Source organism: Chryseobacterium indologenes, assembly GCA_016025055.1.
In the GTDB taxonomy this organism is placed as follows: Bacteria; Bacteroidota; Bacteroidia; order Flavobacteriales; family Weeksellaceae; genus Chryseobacterium; species Chryseobacterium indologenes.
The window spans coordinates 1,617,934-1,633,616 of record CP065590.1 but is presented as its reverse complement, the minus strand read 5'-3'; the positions used below and the strand labels follow the sequence as shown (position 1 = coordinate 1,633,616).

General features: G+C 37.1%; 16 protein-coding genes and 1 pseudogene. 12 read left to right on the top strand and 5 right to left on the bottom strand.

Annotation, left to right across the window (positions count from 1 at the left end):
* Positions 1 to 111 precede the first annotated feature (111 nt).
* From H3Z85_07320 to tsaB, 5 genes are all read left to right on the top strand, one after another.
* The gene (locus H3Z85_07320; GenBank protein QPQ53164.1) at positions 112 to 825 is read left to right on the top strand and encodes a LysE family transporter; all 714 of its coding nucleotides are present in this window, start codon (positions 112 to 114) and stop codon (positions 823 to 825) included.
* Complete coding sequence (locus H3Z85_07315; GenBank protein ID QPQ53163.1) at positions 794 to 1,723, top strand: LD-carboxypeptidase; 930 nt, start codon at positions 794 to 796, stop codon at positions 1,721 to 1,723. Before H3Z85_07320 ends, H3Z85_07315 begins: the two co-directional genes overlap by 32 nt.
* A gap of 35 nt (positions 1,724 to 1,758) precedes the next feature.
* Positions 1,759 to 2,130: a YraN family protein gene (locus tag H3Z85_07310; protein ID QPQ53162.1), complete on the top strand. Its 372-nt coding sequence runs from the start codon at positions 1,759 to 1,761 to the stop codon at positions 2,128 to 2,130.
* Positions 2,131 to 2,243: 113 nt separating this feature from the next.
* The gene (locus H3Z85_07305) at positions 2,244 to 2,993 is read left to right on the top strand and encodes an SDR family NAD(P)-dependent oxidoreductase (GenBank protein ID QPQ53161.1); all 750 of its coding nucleotides are present in this window, start codon (positions 2,244 to 2,246) and stop codon (positions 2,991 to 2,993) included.
* 73 nt (positions 2,994 to 3,066) lie between these two features.
* The gene (gene tsaB / locus H3Z85_07300) at positions 3,067 to 3,738 is read left to right on the top strand and encodes a tRNA (adenosine(37)-N6)-threonylcarbamoyltransferase complex dimerization subunit type 1 TsaB (protein ID QPQ53160.1); all 672 of its coding nucleotides are present in this window, start codon (positions 3,067 to 3,069) and stop codon (positions 3,736 to 3,738) included.
* 54 nt (positions 3,739 to 3,792) lie between these two features.
* Here tsaB and H3Z85_07295 read toward each other — a convergent pair whose 3' ends face one another.
* The 4 genes and pseudogenes from H3Z85_07295 to H3Z85_07280 all read right to left on the bottom strand — a co-directional run bounded on the left by H3Z85_07295 (position 3,793) and on the right by H3Z85_07280 (position 8,362).
* The gene (locus tag H3Z85_07295; protein ID QPQ53159.1) at positions 3,793 to 6,384 is read right to left on the bottom strand and encodes a tetratricopeptide repeat protein; all 2,592 of its coding nucleotides are present in this window, start codon (positions 6,382 to 6,384) and stop codon (positions 3,793 to 3,795) included.
* A gap of 149 nt (positions 6,385 to 6,533) precedes the next feature.
* Complete coding sequence (gene maf / locus H3Z85_07290; protein ID QPQ53158.1) at positions 6,534 to 7,097, bottom strand: septum formation protein Maf; 564 nt, start codon at positions 7,095 to 7,097, stop codon at positions 6,534 to 6,536.
* An 8-nt stretch (positions 7,098 to 7,105) separates the two neighbouring features.
* Entirely contained in the window at positions 7,106 to 7,624 is a 519-nt protein-coding gene (locus tag H3Z85_07285) for an HAD hydrolase family protein (protein QPQ53157.1), read from the bottom strand.
* Positions 7,614 to 8,362, bottom strand: a pseudogene (locus H3Z85_07280) (DUF2520 domain-containing protein). Before H3Z85_07280 ends, H3Z85_07285 begins: the two are co-directional and overlap by 11 nt.
* A gap of 178 nt (positions 8,363 to 8,540) precedes the next feature.
* Between H3Z85_07280 and H3Z85_07275 the strand changes: the two are divergent.
* The 7 genes from H3Z85_07275 to H3Z85_07245 all read left to right on the top strand — a co-directional run bounded on the left by H3Z85_07275 (position 8,541) and on the right by H3Z85_07245 (position 14,955).
* Positions 8,541 to 9,092, top strand: a complete 552-nt coding sequence (locus H3Z85_07275) for a sigma-70 family RNA polymerase sigma factor (GenBank protein ID QPQ53156.1) — start codon at positions 8,541 to 8,543, stop codon at positions 9,090 to 9,092.
* Between the two features lie 17 nt (positions 9,093 to 9,109).
* Positions 9,110 to 9,652 carry a hypothetical protein gene (locus H3Z85_07270; protein QPQ53155.1) on the top strand — a complete coding sequence of 181 codons (543 nt, stop codon included), beginning with the start codon at positions 9,110 to 9,112 and terminating at the stop codon, positions 9,650 to 9,652.
* A 9-nt stretch (positions 9,653 to 9,661) separates the two neighbouring features.
* On the top strand, positions 9,662 to 10,171 hold the full coding sequence (locus H3Z85_07265; protein ID QPQ53154.1) for a hypothetical protein: 510 nt from the start codon (positions 9,662 to 9,664) through the stop codon (positions 10,169 to 10,171).
* 99 nt (positions 10,172 to 10,270) lie between these two features.
* The gene (locus H3Z85_07260) at positions 10,271 to 11,290 is read left to right on the top strand and encodes a hypothetical protein (protein QPQ53153.1); all 1,020 of its coding nucleotides are present in this window, start codon (positions 10,271 to 10,273) and stop codon (positions 11,288 to 11,290) included.
* A gap of 125 nt (positions 11,291 to 11,415) precedes the next feature.
* Positions 11,416 to 13,212, top strand: a complete 1,797-nt coding sequence (gene lepA / locus H3Z85_07255) for an elongation factor 4 (protein QPQ53152.1) — start codon at positions 11,416 to 11,418, stop codon at positions 13,210 to 13,212.
* A 240-nt stretch (positions 13,213 to 13,452) separates the two neighbouring features.
* Positions 13,453 to 13,803, top strand: a complete 351-nt coding sequence (locus tag H3Z85_07250) for a T9SS type A sorting domain-containing protein (protein QPQ53151.1) — start codon at positions 13,453 to 13,455, stop codon at positions 13,801 to 13,803.
* A 9-nt stretch (positions 13,804 to 13,812) separates the two neighbouring features.
* Complete coding sequence (locus tag H3Z85_07245) at positions 13,813 to 14,955, top strand: hypothetical protein (GenBank protein ID QPQ53150.1); 1,143 nt, start codon at positions 13,813 to 13,815, stop codon at positions 14,953 to 14,955.
* A 31-nt stretch (positions 14,956 to 14,986) separates the two neighbouring features.
* Here the strand turns inward: H3Z85_07245 and H3Z85_07240 are convergent, their stop codons facing one another.
* On the bottom strand, positions 14,987 to 15,619 hold the full coding sequence (locus H3Z85_07240) for a DUF1579 domain-containing protein (protein QPQ53149.1): 633 nt from the start codon (positions 15,617 to 15,619) through the stop codon (positions 14,987 to 14,989).
* Positions 15,620 to 15,683 lie beyond the last annotated feature (64 nt).

Here is a 15,683-nt window from a genome sequence, read left to right as displayed (position 1 = left end):
AAACTCAAGTGAAATAAAGTTGATATATCACATCTTTATTGAATAATTAAATCATAAAGTATAACTTTGTATTAACCGAAATGAAGTTTTCTTCATTTTAAAATATAATAAATGCTTGAACTTGTACTTTCTGCCGTCATATTAGGATTCATGCTGAGTCTGGTTTTTATAGGACCTATTTTTTTCCTTCTGATTGAAACCAGCTTTTCCCGAGGCCCGAAACATGCCTTGTCACTGGATCTGGGAGTTATCACTGCAGACTTACTGTGCATTGTTGCAGCCTATTATGCCAGTGCAGATATTGTCACCTTAATAGATAAACACCCGGGCTTTTACAGGATCACCTCTATCCTTATTTTTGTGTACGGAATTGTAATGCTGGTCACCAAAACGAAAATGCATATGCCCGGTGAAGATAAGATCATAAGCCAGAATTATATTAAAACTTTTTTCAACGGGTTTTTCTTTAATCTTTTAAATGTTGGAGTCATCCTTTTCTGGCTGGTAACGGTAATTTCCGTAAGGAATCAATATCCGGACACCAGCAGTTTTATTTTATACATAGGAATTGTGATCGGAACCTACCTTTGTATTGACCTCGCGAAAATATTTCTTGCCAAACAATTCCATGATAAACTTACCCAGAAACTGGCCAACCAGATCAGAAGAGTTGTTGGTGTCATTCTTATTATTTTCAGTTTCTTTATTTTCTTACAGAGTTTCAAAAAATTCAATCAGTTTGACAGACGACTGGAAGAAGCCGAGAAAAAAGAAGTAAAATACCAAAAACAAAATGAAAAAAATAATCTTTCCGAAACCCATTAAAAAGGGGGCTAAAATTGCCGTTATTTCGCCTGCAGGAGCTGTTGATCCTTCTCAGCTGGAAAAAGGCATTAATATGATAAAAAGTAGAGGATTTGAGCCTGTCTTAGGAGAGCACCTTTACAGTAAATTTTCAAATGGATATAATTATGCCGGAACAGAACAGGAAAGAATAAAAGATATCAATTGGGCTTTAAATGATAAAGAGATCAGTGCGGTCTGGGCTTCCAGAGGAGGTTATGGTTGTCAGCATCTTGTTCAGCACCTGAAATTGAAAAACTTTACTGAAAATCCGAAATGGTATATCGGATATTCTGATAATACCGTTATCCAGAGCTATCTGTTGAAAAAAGGTTTTGCTTCCATTCATGGGCAAACCATAAAAACCTCAAGCTTCGGGGTTACTGACGATAGCTACAATCTTATCTTTGATATCTTACAAGGTAAAGCCCCCGAATACAGCTTACAATCTCACCAATTTAATAAAAAAGGTAGAATTGAGGGCGAAGTTGTTGGAGGGAATTTAGCGCTTATTTATGCGCTGCTGGGTACCTCCTACTCTTTTGAGTGTAAAGATAAAATCTTATTTATTGAAGATATCGGTGAAAACTTTTATGCGTTGGACCGTATGATTATGAGTCTTGAGCTGGCCGGTGTTTTCAAAAAGATAAAAGGACTTATCGTTGGAGGAATGACGAACATGGGCGATGAGAAAGACAACAAGGATTACGAGGCAAGCTTTGATGAATTTGCCTATAAACTGATCTCTGAGAGAATTTCAAAATATAAATTCCCGGCATTGTTTGGTTTTCCAAACGGACATATTAAAGACAACCGACCTCTCATTATTGGTGGAACAGCGAAAATTCAAGTTGGTCCTAAGGTAAAGATCGAGTTCTAGCACTCTCCTACTTTCACAATCTCACACTCAAAAGTATGGCTGATCATAATGACTTTGGGAAAATGGCAGAAGATATGGCTGCCGATTATCTTCAGAAAAACGGTTATACCATCGTGGCCAGAAACTTTCGTTTTCAGAAGGCAGAGATCGATATTATTGCTGAAAAAGATGATCTCATTATCATTACGGAAGTAAAGGCGAGATCCACAGATGCTTTTATTTTACCCCAGGAAGCCGTTACCAAAACGAAAATCAGATCTGTTGTTTTGGCTGCTAACCACTATATGGAAGAATTTAACAGGGATAACGAAGTAAGATTTGATATCATTTCCGTTCTTCCTGATGAAAACAGAAACTTAATCATCAATCATATATCTGATGCTTTTCAGGCATTGGATGCCAATTGACTCTAAAAACAAAATAATTGTTGTATCAGTTTAGCAGAGTATTAGTGTAACAAAAAATATCAACATTGATAAATCCTTAAACTGATACATTGTTATAGTAAATAATTGATTTTATGAAAACAATATTAATCACCGGAGCGACTTCCGGAATAGGAAAATCCACCGCAGAATTATTAGCCAGACAAGGAAACAGGATCATCCTTTGTGGAAGAAGAATTGAGGTATTGGAATCCTTGAAAACAGAGCTATCTCATTATACCGAAATATTTAGTTTATCTTTTGATGTTAGAAACCTTGAAGAGGTTGAAGCAGCTGTAAATTCACTACCTGAAAACTGGAAAGATATTGACGTTCTGATAAATAATGCTGGGAATGCTCATGGATTAGATCCGTTGTCAGCTGGCAAGACCGATGATTGGGATTCTATGATCGACGGCAATGTAAAAGGACTTTTGTATGTTTCCAAAATGATTATCCCTGGTATGAAAACTAAAAACTTAGGTCATGTTATAAACATCAGTTCTGTAGCTGCAAGACAAACCTATGCGAATGGAGTAGTATACTGTGCTACCAAAAAGGCAGTTGACGTTATTTCTGAAGGAATGCGTCTGGAGCTCACAGAATTTGGAATCAAAGTGACCAATATTCAGCCTGGTGCGGTGGAGACAGATTTCTCTATGGTAAGGTTCAAGGGCGACAGTGAAAAGGCAGCCAATGTGTACGCAGGATACGAACCCTTAAAAGCAGAAGATATTGCAGATGCAATTGCGTATTGTATCAACGCTCCGAAGCATGTCACCATTTCAGATATGACAATCTATCCGAGTGCTCAGGCGGAGCCGAGAACGATTTATAGAAAATAGTCCGAAATAATGGATTAAATTTGCAGGGTATTAATGTGATTTTGCTTTTTGCAATTTAGCTTAAAATAAAAAAATGAAAATTCTATATCTCGAAACCTCTTCAAAAAACTGTTCAGTAGCAGTATCAGATAATGAAACGTTATTGTGCCTTTGTGAAGAAGTTTCTGAAAACTATAAACAGTCAGAAAGTCTTCATACCTATGTGGAATGGGCTCTTGAAGGAGCAGGAATTTCACTTAAGGAAATTGAAGCCGTTTCATTAGGTAAAGGACCGGGTTCCTATACAGGGTTAAGAATTGGTGCAGCGTCTGCCAAAGGATTCTGCTATGGATTGAAAGTTCCATTGGTGGCGGTGAATTCTCTGGAGAGCATGATAGAGCCTTTTTTAGGCAATAACTATGATTTTATTGTTCCATTGATCGATGCCAGAAGAATGGAGGTTTATACGGCCGTTTATGACGGTCAGACAGGGAGTGAGCTTTCAGCAACAGAAGCGAAAATTCTTGATGAAAGGTCTTTTGAAGAATTCAAAGATAAAAAAGTAATCTTTGTTGGAGATGGAGCGAAGAAAGCAAGAGAAATTCTGCAGCTTCCTGACGCTGATTTTAAAGAGGATGTTTTTCCTTCTGCACAATATTTAATCAAGAAGACCCTTGAAAAAATCCGGAGTGGGGAAGTGGAGGATATGGCCTATTTTGAACCTTTTTATTTAAAAGATTTTCATGGGGTGAAGAAAAAGCCATAGGATATTGTAACCGATACAAATAAAAAAGCGAAGAGTATATCTTCGCTTTTTGCTTTATTGAGGCTTGGCAGGAGCATTTGAGTTGTTAGGTTTTTTCGGCTTCTGCTTTTGCTGATTGTTATTTTGCGTCTGTTGAGGATCAAGCTCTGCGACCTGCATATTTGTTTGTGGCCCCGGTTGTTGTGGTACGTTGTTGTTCATTTGAGAACCATTATTATTCCCCTGCTGATATTGGTTTGGCTGCGCAGGCATTCCAGGCTGCTGCGGGATGGCATTCCCCTTATTATCTGTTGCCTGGAAACTCAGATCACTTTTGAGGTAATTGAGCATTTCCTTGGCCCTTGCTCCTTCAGGAGTTTTAGAATAATTGAGGGCAATTTGTTCCAGTTGTAATATCATCACTTCCTTTCCGCTCGATTTACCAACATTAAATGCATTCAATAAATTTAGCTTAGGCACCAGAGCATCTTTTGGATATTTCTGGAGGGTTTCGTCTATTACCTGCTTACTTTCCCCGAATTTTTCCGACTCATAGAGAGCGTAGGCTCTTTTATATTCATTTTCGACTTCTACAGTAGATTTTACAAAAGATTTATTTTTAGGATTTCTTGCAAATTCAGCATAGGAAGTATACGGATAATCTGCCAGAAGGATTTGCTTCGCGCGATCCGAGGCTTGTGGATTTTTCTCATAATTCATCGCAAAAATTTCATATAAAGCCTGAAGCATTACCTTTTCTTCCGGTCGCACATCTACAAGATCATATAAAGTTTTAGTCGCAAGGGGAGTATTGGTAAAATAATTTTGATACATAATACCCAAGCCAAGAGAAGCGGTGTCTCTGTCCTTTTTTAGCTGGCTTAATTTTCCCTGATCGGTAGGAATCTGCTCAATATAGTAAGCGGGTTCGAAACGTCTCGGATTCGGTGCGGAAGTGACTCCCAAAGCTTCATTTTTCATATCCTCAATGGTAGCCATTTTTTTGGAATAACGCCAGTTATCGGAAAGAGCCCGTTCTCCCCATACCTGTTTAAAGGTAGAGGTTCCCTTACTTACAGTTCCCGTATTGCCGAAATAAAAGCCTTTGGTGGTGATCCCAAAATCTTCAAATGCATTACCGCTTTTTGCAAAAAGTGAATTGGCATTATAATCTCCGGTATCAAAACCTTTACTTCTTTCCGCACGCCTTCTTTCCAGCTCTTCTTTTTCTTCCTTCGCTTTAAGCTTTGTAATGTATTTTGCAAAGAAATCGGTTCTTTGACTGTCGTTCATTTTTGCCAGAGAAAGAATACTGTCATTCTTCTTGATCAGGTAATAATTTTTAGAAATCTTTTTGATGTATTCAGACTGATCTTTTAACAGGATTTTAGAAGGCTCATAGGTCATTACAGCAAGTGCAGAGTCATAGTAGGTGCCGGCACCGATGTAATCATTTTTATCAAGGTAGCTTTTCCCGATTTCATAATAAGCTAATCCGCGAATTTGTGGGTCAGATACTTTTTCAAATAAAGATTTTCTGAAAAAATCCTGCGCCTCGTCCTTTTTCCCGGCTTTATTAGCCATGAGTCCCAGCGCATAGTAAAATTCGTTTTTTCTGGAAGCATACGTTCCTTTTTTACTGATTCCTTCCAGATAGTTTTTTGCCCCGTTGTAGTCTCCTTTCCCGTTGAAGGTTTTGGCAATAGCGATTTGAGACTTTACTTCAAATTCAAAGTCATTGGCGTACTTGTAAGCGGCAGTATAACTTTCTCTCGCCTTATCATTCTGGCCAAGGTTTTCTGCTACCTGTCCTCTTAAATAAGCGATCCTGCTTTTCAGTTTTCTGTCGGAGTTCAATTCAAAGGCAGCATCCAGTTCTTTGGCAGCCTCTTCTTTTTTCCCCGCGTCCAATAGAGATTCGGAATAATAAATACTTAGCAGTTTTGCGTAGCTTTTATTTATATTTTCTCCTTTTAGTTTGGCAAAAGTTTCGTGAGCCCTATGGTAATCTTTAATTTTGTCGTAAGCAACTCCCTGATATATTCTTGCTAACGGAACCCTTTTGTCATCTTTCATGTGTGTAAAGACATAATTGAGGGCATCAAGGGCCTGCAAAGGTTTATTCTGGTAAATTCTTGACTGCGCAAGAATAATGTAGGCATCAAAGATCTGTTTGTTTTTCTCCTCTCCGTTTCTGGTCACCGAGTATTTGTTGATGGCTTTCATAGCTTTCGCTTCTGCAATTTCCAGTGTGGTTGCGCCTTTCGTTGCGCCCTGATCTCCGTCCTGTGTGCCCTGTCCATTATTGTTTAGACCTGGCACTCCCGGAATATTAGGTACTCCGGAATTTCCTCTCCCCGTAGGTTTATTGGCAACTTCAGCCATCTTCATCGAATTCTCCGCAAAAGCAGCAGATTGTCCGAGGTCACTTCCCAAAGGTTGCTCTTCAAAGGTAAGAATAGAGATATATGGAGCATAAAAATTATCTTTATGTTCTTTATCACGGTTCGTAAACTCGTTATTTAATGCATCTTTAGCATTAAAAAGCGTGTTGTAATATGTGGAAAATCCTTTCAGTAACTTGGATCGCTGCTCCGGCTTCTTTGTCTTAGTAGCACAAGAAGCAACAATGCATATGACCAGAAGGAACAAAATATTCTTTTTCATTATTCAATATAACTAGCTAATCTGCTTTTTATTATCAGCAGTTTGATAATTTTGTAAAAATAATAAAATTTTATAATGAATAATATTTATATTTCTTCCGGATACATTTATATTTTTTCTTAATTTTTCAGAAGAAACCTCAGTGATGATTAAACCTCGGAGATTTCTTTGAGAGTTTTGTAGACCAGATGTGTCGGAAGCCCCATAATGGTATAAAAACTTCCGTTCATTTTTGTGATTTTTGCCATTCCCAACCATTCCTGAATACCATAGCTTCCTGCTTTATCGAAAGGCTTATAATTTTGAATATAAAAGGCGGCTTCATCATCGGTGATTTCATCAAAAGTCACCTCTGCAACATCGGTCTGCGTATATATTTTATCCACAGTCTTGATCGAAATTCCCGTATATACCTGATGGGTTTTTCCTGAAAGATTTCGGAGCATTGCAAACGCATTATCAGCATCTGTAGGCTTTCCGAGGATCTGATTATCAATAGCCACTACCGTGTCCGCAGTAAGTAAAACTTCACCGTCTGTTAAGGATCTGAAGGTATCTGCTTTTAATTCGGATAAATAGGCTGCCGCTTCCTCTATTTTAATGTGTTGCGGAAGAATTTCTTCACAGTCGATTTTTACCACTTCGAAGTCGAAACCAAGGCTGGAAAGAAGTTCCTTTCTCCTTGGGGATTGTGATGCTAAAAGTAATTTCATGGTAATTATTAAATAGATTGGGTATTATCGTCATGCCAGTTTCCCTGAACTTTCATTACCTGCTCAATGACATCGCGTACCGCTCCGGTTCCGCCTTTTTTAGGAGAAATATAATGAGAAATACCTTTAACTTCCGGTACAGCATTTTCCGGGCATGCAGCAATAGCCGAATTTTCCATGATATGGATATCCGGAAGATCATCACCCATGGTCAGAATCTCTTCATTCGTAAGATTATATTTCTTTTTAAAATCTTCAAAATCAGCCATTTTATTATGAGACTTCGGATAATAATCCTGGATTCCAAGGTAATTGATTCTGTGCTTTACCATTTCGTCATTTCCACCGGTAATTACGCCTATTATATAATTGTTTTTTAAAGCTTTAACAACCGCATAGCCATCCAATACATTCATCACTCTGCACATGTTTCCACCGGGCATAAGGTACACGCTTCCGTCTGTGAAAACTCCGTCAACATCAAATACAAAGGCTTTGATATCTTTTAATTTCTCTTTATAGCTCATACATTTTCTGAATAGAATGATTCATTATCTTATAAATATCAAGACTTTCGCCTTGTAAAAGCTGCTCATGTAATTGTAAGACCCTTACATCATTTCTTACTGCCGGACCCGTTTGCGCCTGTTTTGGCTCAATTTCATGTATTTTCTGAACGGTTTCGTCGATCAGGGGTAAAAAATACGTAAAAGGAATATTCTGTGAATCCGAAATTTCTTTAGCTCTTGAAAACATGTGATTCACAAAGTTACAGGCAAAAACTGCAGTGAGGTGAATATATTTTCTTTTCTCATGATTACTCTCCATCACATGTTCAGAAATTCTGGAGGCAAGCTCAAATAATAATTGTTTATCTTCCTCATTTTCAGCTTCAATAAAGAATGGAATCTTTTCATACTCCAGTTCTTTTGATTTTGAAAACGTCTGTAGCGGATAAAAACTTGACTTCCTGTACTCTCCTGCCAGTATTTCTTTAGGAAGAGAACCTGAAGTGTGGGCAACCAGACAGTTTTTTTCTGAATAATTTTGGAAACCTCCTCAACAGAATTATCACTTACACAGATGATATACAGATCTGCATCTTTCAGTGATTCTATAGAATGAGGAATGTTTAATTCTTCAGAAATATTTTTTAATTCTTTTTCGTTCCTGCCAAAAATCTGGGCTAGAGGAATACCTTTACGTGTAAAAGCCTTAGCCATGTGATAGGCTACATTTCCGGAACCGATTATTACAGTTTGCATCTAACAAAGATAAGATTTTAAGTCGACTTTTAAAAAGACACTCAGCAAAGGTCAGGAACTTTTGCGTAGGCACGTTTATTGCGTAAGAGTCTCATATTATTTTGATATTTAAGCTAAAAAGTGATTAAATAATTTAACTTTCAATTACTTTTGTAATCTAAAAAAGTGATAGGCACCTATGAAGATTAAGGACACGGAAATAATTTCGTTGATGCAGAATCCACGGACCCAGGATAAAGGTGTCCGTGCCTTGATGGATGCCTATCAAAGCAGATTGTACTGGCATATAAGAAGAATTATCGTAGACGGAGATCTTGCCCAGGATACCTTGCAGGAGACTTTTATAAAAGCTTATCAGAATTTTCATCAGTTTAAAAATGATAGCCAGCTGTATACCTGGCTGTACAGAATCGCAACCAACGAAGCGCTGCAGCAGGTCAACAAAATGAATAAAATGAAAAAAACCGATGAGGATGCAGAGTATCATATGCAGAATCTTGTAGCCGATAATACCGAAGGAGATGCCGAAGAAATACAGGTTTTACTGCAAAGTGCCATCCAGAGCCTGCCGGAAAAGCAGAAGCTTGTATTTATGATGCGGTATTATGATGATTTGCCCTATGAAGAGATATCCAAAATTGTAGATATGTCAGTAGGGACTTTAAAGACCAATTATCATTATGCCAAGCAAAAAATTGAAGATTATATTAAGGAAAATTACGAAAGATAATTTTTGACAAAACAAAGATGAAAGAGTTCAACATAGAAAAACTAGAGCGTAAAAACATTTACACAGTCCCTGATAATCTGTTTGAGAATATTCAGGAGAACGTTATGAACGATATAAAGACAAGCAAAAAAGCACCTGTCTTTAAACTGAACTGGATGTATGCTGCCGCTGCGTCACTAGCCTTGATCTTTGGTGCAACTTATGTTTTCAATTCGGATAACAGCAATCCGGTGGAAGAAAGTCTGAATTCTAAGACTGCATACGCCGTTAACAAAGGAGAGCCAAAAACCGAAAGTGAAGTCGCCTATGAAACTTTAAAAGCTGATTTAACTTCTGTTGAAAATAATAATCAAACATTTGAAAATCAGAAAAATAATTCTACATACGTGGTTAAAGGCGAAAATGCAAATGAAAAAATGACAGGATCATCATCGGTGAAAACTGTTACCGGAAAAGAAGAAACCCGAATGAATGATTATCTGGATTCGTTTTCTAATACTGAAATTGCAGAATTAGCAAGCAACTCAACACAAGATGTTTATTTGGATTTATATAATTAATAAAGAAAGATGAAAAAGATAGTATTGACGTTTTTTATTATTTATGGTTTTGGCCTGAATGCCCAAAGATCGGATTACGACTGGAAAAAGATGGATCCTAAGCAAAGAAAAGAGGTCATCAACAATCTTTCGCCGGAAGAAAGAAAAGAACTCCTTAAGAAGTTCCGAAACAACATGATCATGGATAATCTGAATATCGATCCCGGGGACAAAGCAGAATTTACCCAGCTTTATAACGAGTATCTCGAAAGTCAGAAACAAATAAAAAGTCAATTTGATCCGGGCTTTAATCCTGAGACTTTATCAGATGATGAGGCAAAGGCTAAGTTGCAGCAAAGCTTTGAAATAGGGCAGAAGCTATTGGATAACAGGAAAAGATATGCAGATAAAATGCAGGAAGTGATACCGTGTCAGAAAGTTCTTAAATTGTTCCAGTCAGAAGGGATGATGAGGGATAAAATGAATGAAAAAAAGAATCACGTAAATCATAATAGTCAGGGATCTAGACAAAACCCATAATAGTTTATTTTTTTAATGTTGGACGGCTCTCACAGATCTTTTTGTGAGAGCCGTTTAATTTATAAAACAAAAAAATTACTTTTGTGAAAAAGTATATGTATGCAAAAATCACTTTTCTTTTTACTGTTTTCAATCTTATTATTGGGTCAGAAAATAGAAACTATTGATCTTTCAAAATCTATTAAAGATGACAAAAAATCTATCAAAAACTTTACGGTGATAGATCAAAGGACAAATCCTGAAATAGGAAGCGTAATGCATCATAAAGACGAAGTGAAAGTTGTTTTTGAAAATGGAGCAGATAAAGATCTTAAAGATTGGTTTTACAAATACAATCCGGTGAGAGGTCAGAATGATATGGTTCTTGTGCTGGAAAATCTGAACATTTCGGAAGACAAGAAGGAAAAATATTCCATCGGAAAACTGGAACTGAGAGCAAGTACTTTTATGAAAAAAGAAGATGGATATCATTTTGTGTACAGAAAAGATACGGTTGCTACCGTTTCATCCCGTACGACTCCTTATCTCGGGCAAAATTTAGCAAGAAAAGTAACATTAATTTTTACAGACCTGTTAAAAAAATCCTACAATGCCACGCCGTGGGAATATGTTCTTTCAGAAAGCGAACTTCCCGACTATACTTCGGTATTAAAAGAAAAGCTTAGTATTTTAAAAACAGACGAATTAAAAGAAGGAGTTTACCGGGATTATTATAGTTTTTTTACCCATAATCCTGAACCCGGATTTACTTTTCAAACCAATAATAAAGGAATTATTACAAAAGCAGTAAAAGGAGAAGAAAAAACGGCAATAAGACATTTTTACGCTTTTGTATATGATGGCAGAGCCTATAAAAATATTCCGGTAGGTTATACCGAGATTTTCAAAAATGATCAAGGAGTTTTTATTGAGGTGACGAAAGCTGAACTATTTCCTGAAACAGCTGTAACCGGTGTTACAATTGGCGCAGCCGCGGGTGGTCTGGTCGGTGGTATTATTGGTGCCGTTATCGATGCCAGTGTATCAAACAAAAAGAATATTTCTTCAGGAGTTCCGGTTTATATTGATCCTTTTACAGGAAATTATATTGTACCGGAAGACTTTGGTAAAACTAAATAGATATTGAAAAAAGAGGAAAAATTCACTTTCATCAGTATTGTTATCTGTGTTTCAGTTAAAAGTAAAAATTAAGCATGAAAAATTCTCTTGCATTTTCTTATCTTTGCAAATTACAAGATTCTTAAATGAAAAACATACGAAATTTTTGCATAATCGCTCATATCGACCATGGTAAAAGTACTTTGGCAGACCGTCTTTTGGAGTATACAAACACTGTTACCCAAAGAGAATTACAGTCTCAGACGCTGGATGATATGGATTTGGAGAAAGAACGTGGGATTACCATTAAGTCACACGCGATCCAGATGGATTATGAGTATAAAGGTGAAAAATTTATTTTAAACCTTATCGATACCCCGGGACACGTAGACTTTTCTTATGAAGTTTCCCGTTCTATTGCTGCTTGTGAAGGTGCCCTTCTTATTGTGGATGCTGCGCAAAGTATCCAGGCACAGACCATCAGTAATCTTTATTTAGCATTAGAAAATGACCTTACGATCATTCCAATTTTGAATAAAATTGACCTTCCTTCTGCAAACCCTGAAGAAGTAACCGACGAAATTATGAATTTAATCGGTTGCGAATATGAAGATGTATTAAGAGTTTCAGGAAAAACAGGAGAAGGAGTTCACCATCTTTTAGAACAAATTGTTGAAAGGATTCCGGCTCCTGTTGGAAATCCTGACGGACCACTTCAGGCTTTGATCTTTGACTCGGTTTATAACCCGTTCAGAGGAATTGAAGCATATTTCAAAGTAGTAAACGGAAGTATTACAAAAAATGAAAAAATCAAATTTTTTGCCACAGGTAAGGAATATGGCGCTGATGAGGTGGGTACATTGAAGCTGAAACAGGTTCCTAAGAAAACCATTCAGTGTGGAGATGTAGGATATCTGGTTTCCGGAATTAAAGATGCCCGTGAAGTAAAAGTAGGAGATACCATTACCTCTTTTGAAAAACCTGCAGATGGACCAATTGATGGTTTTGAAGAAGTAAAACCGATGGTATTTGCCGGTATCTACCCAATTGATTCTGAGGATTTTGAAGAATTAAGATTCTCTCTGGAGAAATTAAGATTGAATGATGCTTCCCTGGTTTTTGAACCGGAAAGTTCCGCTGCCCTTGGTTTCGGGTTCCGTTGCGGATTTCTGGGAATGCTTCACATGGAAATTGTTCAGGAACGTTTGGATAGAGAATTCAATATGAACGTTATTACAACGGTACCCAACGTTTCTTACTTCGGATATACCAAAAAAGAACCTGAAGTTCCGATTCTGATCAATAACCCGTCAGAAATGATGGACCCTTCAACAATGGACAGGGTAGAAGAACCTTTCATTAAAGCTTCTATCATTACAAAGTCCGATTTCGTGGGAGCAGTAATGACCTTATGTATTGAAAAAAGAGGGGAGATCGTTAACCAAAGTTATTTAACTTCTGAAAGAGTAGAATTGATTTTCAACATGCCGTTGGCAGAAGTTGTATTTGATTTCTATGACAGGTTAAAATCAATCTCTAAAGGATATGCGTCATTCGATTACCATCCGATTGGATTCAGAGCTTCCAAGCTTGTAAAAATGGATATTCTGATTAATGGTGACATGGTAGATGCCCTTTCATCGCTGATCCATGACAGTAATGCTTACTATATCGGTAAGAGAATGTGTGAGAAACTTCGTGAACTGATCCCGAGACAGCAGTTTGATATCGCTGTTCAGGCAGCATTGGGAACGAAAGTTATCGCAAGAGAAACGATCAAGGCTCTAAGAAAAGATGTTACCGCAAAATGTTACGGTGGAGATATTTCCAGAAAACGTAAATTATTGGAGAAACAGAAAGAAGGGAAGAAAAAAATGAAGCAGATCGGAAGAGTAGAAGTACCACAATCTGCATTTATGGCTGTTTTAAAGCTTAATGATTAAAAATCAAGTATTTTATATATGAAAAGACCGGTTCCATACCGGTCTTTTTCTTTAAGATTAAAAGGATGTTGTGGAAGTAAAAACAACTTTTAAAAGATAACTGTCTTTATTATATATTTGCTCAAAATTAATTTCCATGAAAAAACTTTACGTTCTGACAGGTTTTCTCCTATCTGTCACTTTTTACTCTCAAAGTCTGATAGGAAATATCAATTCGGGGGAATATCTAATAATAACCTGATGCATACGGTAGGGGAAATCTATGTGGTTCCTGATGATCCGGATCAGCAGAATTCGGGAACACTCGGAATGCTTTATCAAACTGTTCTTGATGTTTTAGGAGTTACTGAAGTGGTTGTAAAACAAGATAAAGTAATTGTTTATCCCAATCCTACAGCAGATTATGTTACCCTTCAGATTTCTTTAAAAGAAAAACCACGGGAAGTCTCCGTGTATGATCTGTCCGGAAAGCTGATTATGCAAAAAGAGATTAATAATAACCGTATAGATCTTTCTTCTCTGCTGAAAGGAGTGTATCTGCTTACCTTTAAAAACTCGGATTTAAAATCTGTCAAAATCATTAAAAAATAAACAATCATCATGAAAAAATTATACACTTTTCTACTGGCATTGACAACAGCTGTAGTCTTTGCACAGATTCCCCAGGGATTTACCTATCAGGCAATTGCTTTTAATGCAGCGGGAAGTCCTGTAACTAACGGGAATGTTTCTGTACGAATCAGTATTTTGAATAATGCCGCTTCAGGAACAAACCTTTACACGGAAACACACTCCAAGACAACAAATTCAAAAGGATTGATCAATTTGAATATAGGGCAGGGAACACCGGTTTCAGGAACATTCTCCGGAATCAACTGGGCCGTAAATTCTAAATTTATTAAAGTGGAAATAGACCCGGCAGGGGGAACCAATTATACCAGCGTGGGAACCAATCAGCTCATGAGTGTTCCTTATGCAATGACGGCATCTAAAATTGATGTTTCCTCAGCCAGCTCCTCCATCGGAGATGATATTATTGAAAGTAAAAGCAGTAATTATTTCTATAATGATAAATATGAAGGCAAAATCTACGTGTTAAATTCTAAAACAGGATTGTGGACTTCACAGACTTATAATGCAGGATACACCAATAATAATACTACTCCTGAAGTGACTGCAAAGAATGGAAATATAATGTTTATAGACTCATATGACAGTAAGGTTTATATGTATAGCTCGAGAACGGGGAGCTGGACTTCCCAAACATATAGTGCTACATATACTAATAATAATAGTATTCCTTACTTATTTTATTTATCTAATGGGAGCACATTGTTTGTCGACAGATATGATCACAGAATGTACGTTTTTAATTATATCAGCGGAACCTGGTCGTCACAGGATTTTAATGTAGGCTATACCAATAACAATACAGAACCTACTGCTCTTGCCTCAGGAAGTAACTTTGCATTTGTTGACAAATATGATCGTAAGGTTGTAGTGTATAATACTAAAACAATGGAATGGAAGTCACAGTCGTATCATATCACTTATTATAATAATAATTTAAGTACTCCTGAGATTACCAGATCTAACGGGAACTTTATTTTTACAGACAGATATGATCATAAGATATACGTTTTCAGTTCAAAAACAGGAAACTGGACCTCTCAGGAATACAACATAGGGTATTTTAATAATAACTACAGTGCTCCAACTCTTTTGGGAACGGAAACAAACTAAATAAAAAACGCTTCATTCGAAGCGTTTTTCTTTACTTACGGGTAAATTTTACCTCCATTGTTCTGATTACTTTTCCTGTTTTAGGATCCGGACCGTATATTTCTACAATGTGGTTGTTATCATCAAGAAATGTATAGGTTTCTCTTGCTTCCCATTCCTTTCCGGGTTGGGTAGGATCCGGTATTTTACCTTTAAAATTGATTGATTTTGTATTCTCATCCCATTCACCTTCTGTCTGCATAAACCCTGTACCCATATTGTCGATCAGACTGCTGACAAACTTCTTTTTTGCCTTGTCATAGCCCATTGTTTTCACTGCATCAAACGGCATTCCCATAACGCTTCCCTTATAATCTGTAACCAGGTAGCGTCCCCCTAAAATCATGGTGTTGGTACATTCTGCTTTGCTGATAACAGGTTGCCCGTTGTCCACTACCCAGGTGCTGACGTTGGCTGTCCAGTTGCCCTTAAATTTTTCCAATACCTTATGCATTTCTCCCGGGCTTCTGAACTCCATCCAGGTCTTGGCTGCTGTAGCTGAATCTACAGCATTCCATACAGGTTCCAGTGCTGCCTTTTCATGGCTGTCTGCTGTCTTATTTGTAGCCTTTTCACATGCTGTGAAAACACAAAGCAAAGAAAAAACAGCGAGTAAATTTTTCATAATTGTGTAGTTTTAATACTGGTTTATTATACGAGCCCGAAAATATAAATTTTTTATTATTTAT